Source organism: Streptomyces sp. SID3343 (assembly GCF_009865215.1).
Taxonomy (GTDB): domain Bacteria; phylum Actinomycetota; class Actinomycetes; order Streptomycetales; family Streptomycetaceae; genus Embleya.
This window is the reverse complement of record NZ_WWJX01000267.1, coordinates 1-6396: the sequence shown is the minus strand read 5'-3', so window position 1 is coordinate 6396 and position 6396 is coordinate 1. Positions and strand designations below refer to the sequence as shown.

Annotated in this window: 6 protein-coding genes; 1 reads left to right on the top strand and 5 read right to left on the bottom strand. The window is 70.7% G+C overall.

Going from position 1 to position 6396, the window contains the following annotated elements; translation table 11 throughout:
* Positions 1-173: 173 nt before the first annotated feature.
* The 5 genes from GT354_RS09335 to GT354_RS09315 form a co-directional block, all read right to left on the bottom strand.
* The gene (locus tag GT354_RS09335) at positions 174-656 is read right to left on the bottom strand and encodes a hypothetical protein (protein WP_161355801.1); all 483 of its coding nucleotides are present in this window, start codon (positions 654-656) and stop codon (positions 174-176) included.
* On the bottom strand, positions 653-3118 hold the full coding sequence (locus tag GT354_RS09330) for a nitrate reductase (RefSeq protein WP_161355802.1): 2466 nt from the start codon (positions 3116-3118) through the stop codon (positions 653-655). The genes GT354_RS09335 and GT354_RS09330 overlap by 4 nt, the downstream gene beginning before the upstream one ends.
* 84 nt (positions 3119-3202) lie before the next feature.
* Positions 3203-3466 carry a hypothetical protein gene (locus tag GT354_RS09325; protein ID WP_161355800.1) on the bottom strand — a complete coding sequence of 88 codons (264 nt, stop codon included), beginning with the start codon at positions 3464-3466 and terminating at the stop codon, positions 3203-3205.
* A gap of 187 nt (positions 3467-3653) precedes the next feature.
* A complete protein-coding gene (gene ligD, locus GT354_RS09320) occupies positions 3654-4568 on the bottom strand; it encodes a non-homologous end-joining DNA ligase (RefSeq protein WP_161355799.1) in 915 nt (304 codons plus the stop codon).
* Complete coding sequence (locus tag GT354_RS09315) at positions 4565-5197, bottom strand: DNA polymerase ligase N-terminal domain-containing protein (protein WP_161355798.1); 633 nt, start codon at positions 5195-5197, stop codon at positions 4565-4567. The genes ligD and GT354_RS09315 overlap by 4 nt, the downstream gene beginning before the upstream one ends.
* 140 nt (positions 5198-5337) lie before the next feature.
* On the opposite strand from GT354_RS09315, the gene GT354_RS09310 reads away from it, so the two are divergent.
* Positions 5338-6396: molybdopterin-dependent oxidoreductase (locus tag GT354_RS09310; protein ID WP_161355797.1), on the top strand; the 1059-nt coding region annotated here is incomplete at its 3' end.

Here is a 6396-nt window from a genome sequence, read left to right as displayed (position 1 = left end):
CCCTCGCCCGCACCCTGATCCGAACGATCACCCCCGACACCTCGACCCCGGACACCGTCTGACGAGCGTCGAGTCGAACGGGCGAAGGGACGAAGGAGGCCGACGAGGAAAGGGAACGAGGGAAGAAGGAGGGAAGGGCGGAACGAGCGGCCGGTGCCGCGCGTCTCGCGGTGTCAGCCGACCAGGATCTGGGTGGCGGATTCCTTCAGTTTCCCGTTGGCCCACCGGATCTGGCGCAGCGTGTCGGGGTGACACGTGCGGACCGCCGCCAAGAGGTCGCCGTCCTTGATTCCCTGTGCCGCCTGGCCGAGCATCTCCCAGTCGACCGAGACCCCCGACGCCTTGACGTACACCTCGCGCAGGTCCCGCAGCAGCAACAGCGCGGTCTGGGGGCGGCGTCCCAGAAGTTCGCCGGCCTTCTCCCGCAGCCGCTCCCCCGCGCCCTGCTCGGCCGCCGGCTGGGGGTCGAGGCGCACGCCGAAGCGTTCCCCGAGGCCGGCCAGGACGCGGACGTGGTCCTGTGACCAGCCGGCCAGGTCGCGGCCGAGGTGGTAGATCTCGTGGTCGACCCGGTGCCGCTCGGCGGCGCCCAGCAGTTCGCGGGCGAGATCGTTCTCGTCGCGGTGCAGCTCCTTCAGGAGCAGGCCGATTTTCATCGCGCGTCCCTGGGCGTCGGTGCGTCGAGGTCTTCGTCGGCCCGGGCGGTCGGCCCGCCCGCGGTCGCGGGCACTGCGTCGGTCACGGGGGCGGACGCCGTGTTGGTGGGCGCGGGAGCGGGGCCGTTGCCCACCTGGATCAGGCGCATGGCCGCCGCCGCGGTCTTGAAGATCGGTTGTTTGGAGGCGGGGTCCCAGTCGGTGAGGGTGAGTTCGTTGGCGGCGCGTCCCTTGCCGTCCGGTTCGTCTCCCGGGTCGTGGTCCCAGTAGCCGTAGTGGAAGGGCAAAAAGAGCACGCCGTCCCGGATCCCGCTGACCCGCAGGCGTGCCCGTACGCTCCCGCGCGGTGTGCTCACCTCGACCTCGTCGCCTTCACCGAGCCCCTCGGCGGCGGCGTCGCCGGCGGAGCACTCGACCCACACGTCGGGGGCCGCGTCGCACAGTTGGGGCGCGCGGGCGGTCTTGGTGCGGGTGTGGAAGTGGAACAGGGTACGGCCGGTGGTCAGGACGTACGGGAATTCCGGGGTGGGGGGTTCGTGGGGCGGCTGATGGGCGGCGGCCTTGATCACGGCCTTGCCGGTGGGGTTCATCGCCTTGTACTCGGTCGGCTCCAGCGGCGCCCCGGTGAGCAGATCGCGGCCGTAACTCTCGCAGTAGTCGGGTTCGCTCCAGAACTTCCCGTCCGCGTACAGGCGTTCGGTCCCGTCCGGGTTCTCGTCGTTGCAGGGCCACTGGATGCCGCCGCGCTCGCGCAGTTTCGCGTAGGTGATGCCGGTGTAGTCGCACGGGCGGCCTCGGCTGCACTCGCGCCACGCGTCGAAGGCCGACTCCGGATCGTGCCACGTCACCAGCGCCTGCCCGTCCTTGTCCCGCAGGTCGAGCCGGCGTGCGTAGTCGAGGAAGATGTCCAGGTCGGGGCGGGCTTCGCCGGGAGGTTCGACGGCCTTCTCCGACAGGTGGACGGTACGGTCGGCGTTGGTGAACGTGCCGGTCTTCTCCGCCCAGGTCGCGGCGGGCAGCACGACGTCGGCCAGGTCCGCGGTCTCGGTGAGGAAGAGGTCCTGTACCACGAGGAAGAGCCTTTCCTGGGACAGCACCGAACGGATCCGCCGAAGTTCCGGCAGGGAGACGGCGGGGTTGGTGGCACTGACCCACAGCATGCGGATCGAGCCGTCCTCGACGTAGCGGATCATCTGCATGGCGTGGGTGGGTGGCGCGTAGTGGGGGATGTCGGCCGGTTCGACGTTCCAGATCCGGGCGAGGTCGTGCACGTGTGCGTCGTTGGCCCAGTTTCGAAAGCCGGGCAGGTCGCCGTCGGCGCCGCACTCACGGGTGTTCTGCGCGGTGGGTTGGCCGTTCATCTGCATGACCCCGCAGCCCGGTTTGCCGAGCATGCCGCGCACCAGGTGCAGGTTGTTGACCTGGACGGCGGCGGCTGTGGCCTGGTGCGACTGGTAGAAGCCCTGGAGCACCGTCGACAGCAACCTTCGTGCCCCGCCGAGGACGCGCGCCGCCTCGCGGATCCGCTCGGCGGGTACGTCGCAGATCTCGGCGGCGCGCTCCGGCGGGTACTCCCGGACCCGGTCGCGGAGTTCGTCGAAGCCGACGACGTGGTGTTCTAGGTAGTCGTGGTCGACTCGGTCGTGCGCGATGATCTCGTGCAACAGGGCGTTCAGCAGGGCCACGTTGGTGCCGGGCCTGGGCGCCAGGTGCACGGTGGCGACGCGGGCGACCGGCGTGTTTCGCGGGTCGACGCACACGATCGCGGGCGGGCGGGGACCGGCGAGTCGATCGAGGATCCTGGTCCACAGCACGCTTTGCGTTTCGGCCATGTTGTGGCCGAACAGGGCGATCACGTCGGCGTGGTCGACATCGGAGTAGGAGCCGGGTTGCCCGTCGCACGCGAACGACTCCTTCAGGGCCGCTGCCGCCGTGGCCGTGCACAGTCGCGTGTTTCCGTCGAGATGATTGGTGCCGATGCCGGCATGGGCGATCACGCCGAGGGTGTAGTACTCCTCCGCGAAGAGTTGCCCGCTGGTGTAGAAGCCGATCGCGCTGGGGCCCTGCTCGTCCAGCAGCACGCGGGTGCGGTCGACGATCACGCCCATCGCGGTGTCCCAGTCACACTCCACCAGTCGACCGCCGCGACGAACCAGCGGCCGGGTCAAGCGATCGGCGGAGGCGTTGGCCTGCCAGCCGTACAGGTCCTTGGGGTCCAGCCGACCGTGGTTGACCCGGTCTCCCGAACGACCTCGCACGCCCACGATGCGGTCGTCCTTGACGGCGATGTCCATCGCGTCGCCGTTCGAGTGCAGAATCGACGCCGTCGGCACCCATCGATCGACCTGCTCGGAAGTGAGGCCGTCGGCCAGGTAGGTGTCCACCCGCACCGGCCAACGCTCACCGGGGCCGTACGGCGTCCGGCTGCCCCACGGTTCGGCGATCCGATCCCTGCGAACCACGGCGCTCAACCCTTTCGATCGTCCGTCCTGGTGTGTTCTTCGGCTGCCCGTACGCGCGGCCGACGAACGTTGCCCGCCGTCCCCTCAAAAGGGGGCGTGCCCGGCACCGGTGACATGCGCGTTTCGGTCGAGGACGCGGTCCACCGTGAAAGAGGAGGCGCAGTCGCCGATCCACAGCATCCGGGTCACGGCCTGCCCGAGGGTCAGCGCCAGGTCGACCGTGGTGTCGTCGGTCCACACGCGTCCGTGCCACACGCCGTCGGGCTCGCGGCGCAGGCGCGCCTCCACCACCACGCGCGCGGTCTCGGTCGTCACCGTGGCCGGACCCTCATAGCGATCACCGGTCATGCACCCAGTCTGACCGCTCGCCGGGCACCCGGCCCCCGCGCGGTTCGCCGCACGACCCGACGCGCCCGGCCGGCGGATCGACGAGGACCCGTTCGGCGTAACGGTCCCGGTCCTCGGCTGCGATCGCGCCGTTGTCGACGGCCGATGCACCGACGACGCGGCGGGATCGTGCACCGCTCGCGATCGGTCACGCGCGGCGGGTGAGGGCGTCGAGGCGCCGGTGGGCCGCTCGGAGGGACCGGCCGCGGGGGGTCGGGCGCCACGCGTCGTGGTCGAGGAGTGTGTCGACGGTGGTGATGTCCCAGCGGCGGGCGGTGAGGGTCGGGTCCTCGACGTCGGCCCACGAGCAGGGGGCGGCGACGGGCGCGCCGGGGAGCGCACGGACGGCGTACGGCGCGACGGCCGTCTGGGCGTAGGCGTTGCGTTGGACGTCGAGGTAGAGGCGGCCCTCGCGGGCCTGTTTGCGTGCCGCGGTGGTGAGTCGGTCGGGGTGTCGGGTGGCGAGCAGGTCGGCGACCTCGTGGGCGAAGGCGCGGGTCTGCGCGAAGGGGGCGCTCCGATCCAGCGGTACCAGGACGTGCAGGCCGCGAGAGCCGGTCGTCATCACCAGGGACGGCAGGCCCAGTTCGTCCTCCAGCAACGCGCGCAGCAGCAGCGCGGTCCGGCGCGCCGGTTCGAACTCGTCGCCGCTCGGGTCGAGGTCGAAGACCACGCGGTCGGGATGGTCCGGGCGGTCGGCCTTGGACAGGAAGCGATGCGGGGTCAGGCATGCCTGGCCGGCGAGATAGACCAGGGTCGCGGCCCCGTCGCAGATCGGGTAGGTGACGGTGCCGCCCTCCTTGGGCAGTTCGGCCCGATGGACCCAGTCGGGGAAGTACTCGGGGACGTCCTTCTGCATGAACATCGTGCCGTCGATGCCGTCCGGCCGGCGCTCCAACATGAGCGGGCGTCCGCGCAGTTGCGGGAGCATCCGCGGGGCGATCGTGCGGTAGTAATGCGCCACATCGGCCTTGGTGAAGCCGTCCGCCGGGAACATCACCTTGTCCGGGCGGCTGATCTCGACGGTGCGGCCGCCTGCCCGGATGCGCTTGGTCGTGGTCATCGGGTCCTCCCATCGGCCGCATCGGCGACGACCTGTCGGAGCGTGCGGCCGGTGCGTACGGAGCGGGCCCGACGCGGATCGACCGGATGGTGCCCGCCGGCGACGCCGGTGTCGGCGCGCTTGACCAGGAGCCACGGCTTGCGGTCGCCGTTGCGGTCGCGGTCGCCGTGGATGCGGGTGAGGGCGTAGCCGCCGCGCAGTTTGCTGCCGCTGAGCCGAAACGAGGCGTGCCCGCGGTCCAACGCGTCGGCGAACGGGATCTCGTGGCCGTCGCGGTCGGTGGAGAGATTGCCGAAGGTGCCCTCGTCCCAGATGATCACCGCGCCCGCGCCGTACTCGCCCCGCGCGATGACGCCCTCGAACTCGCGGTACTCCAACGGATGGTCCTCCGTGGGCATCGCCAGCCGCTTGTCGTGGGGATCCCGGGACGGTCCCTTCGGCACGGCCCAGGACTTCAGGACACCGTCCACCTCGAGGCGGAAGTCGAAGTGCATGGCGGTCGCGTCGTGGATCTGCACCACGAACGCGGGTCGCTCGGCCGCCGCCGACGCGTCGGCGCCCTCTGGTTCGGCCGTCTTGGCGAAGTCGCGCCGGCGGTGGTACTCGGCCAGTGCGTCGGTGGGTTTCACGGCTTCCTCCTCCTGGGGTCGGCGTGCGGGGTCGGTTACCCCGACGGCCGACTCCCATCCCCGGCGCGCCGCCGGCATGCCCGCCGTCGCCCCGGGTAGTGGCCCTCGGGTCGGTGCCCCGGAATCCGCAGGGAGTTGACGTGGACCCACGAACGTGGCTGCGCGAGTGGCCGGTCCGGCGCCAGGTGGCCGGAGCCGACCGGCTCGGGCGCGGCGCCGCGGCCCGATCGGCGCGGACCGCCGAGTTGCGCCCGCGCATCGCCGACGCCGATCGGGTGGTCAAGTCGGTGTGCCCGTACTGCGCGGTGGGCTGCGGACAGGACGTCTACGTCAAGGACGAGCGGGTCGTCCAGATCGAGGGCGACGCCGATTCGCCGATCAGTCGCGGTCGGCTGTGTCCCAAGGGCTCGGCGACGCTTCAGCTCACCACGGGCTCGGCCCGCCGGGACAAGGTCTTGTATCGCGCGCCGTACGCGAGCGACTGGAGCGAACTCGACCTGGACACCGCGATGCGCATGGTCGCCGAGCGCGTCGTGCGCACCCGCCGGGACACGTGGCAGTGGGAACACGAGGACAAACGTGTCGCCCGCACGCTCGGCATCGCCAGTCTGGGCGGGGCGACGCTGGACAACGAGGAGAACTACCTGATCAAGAAGCTGTTCACGGGCCTGGGCGTGGTCCAGGTGGAGAACCAGGCCCGGGTGTGTCACAGCTCGACGGTCGCGGGTCTGGGGACCACGTTCGGCCGCGGTGGCGCGACCATGTTCATGCAGGATCTCCAGCATTCCGACTGCATCGTGATCCAGGGTTCGAACTACGCCGAGGCGCATCCGGTGGGCTTCCAGTGGGTCATGGAGGCGAAGAAGCGTGGTGCGACCGTGATCCACGTGGACCCCCGGTTCACCCGCACGAGTGCGTTGGCCGATCTGCACGTGCCGATCCGGGCCGGATCGGACATCGCCTTCCTCGGCGGTGTCATCAATCACGTGCTCACCGAGGGCAAGGATTTCCGCGAGTTCGTGCTCGCGTACACCAACGCCGCGACGCTGGTCGGTGAGGACTTCCGCGACACCGAGGACCTGGCCGGGGTGTTCTCCGGTCTGGACACCGAGAAACGGCACTACGACCAGGGCTCGTGGGCCTACGAGGGCGGTCCGGTCGAGCCCGCGGTGGGCGACCGCGACGCGCGCTACGACGAC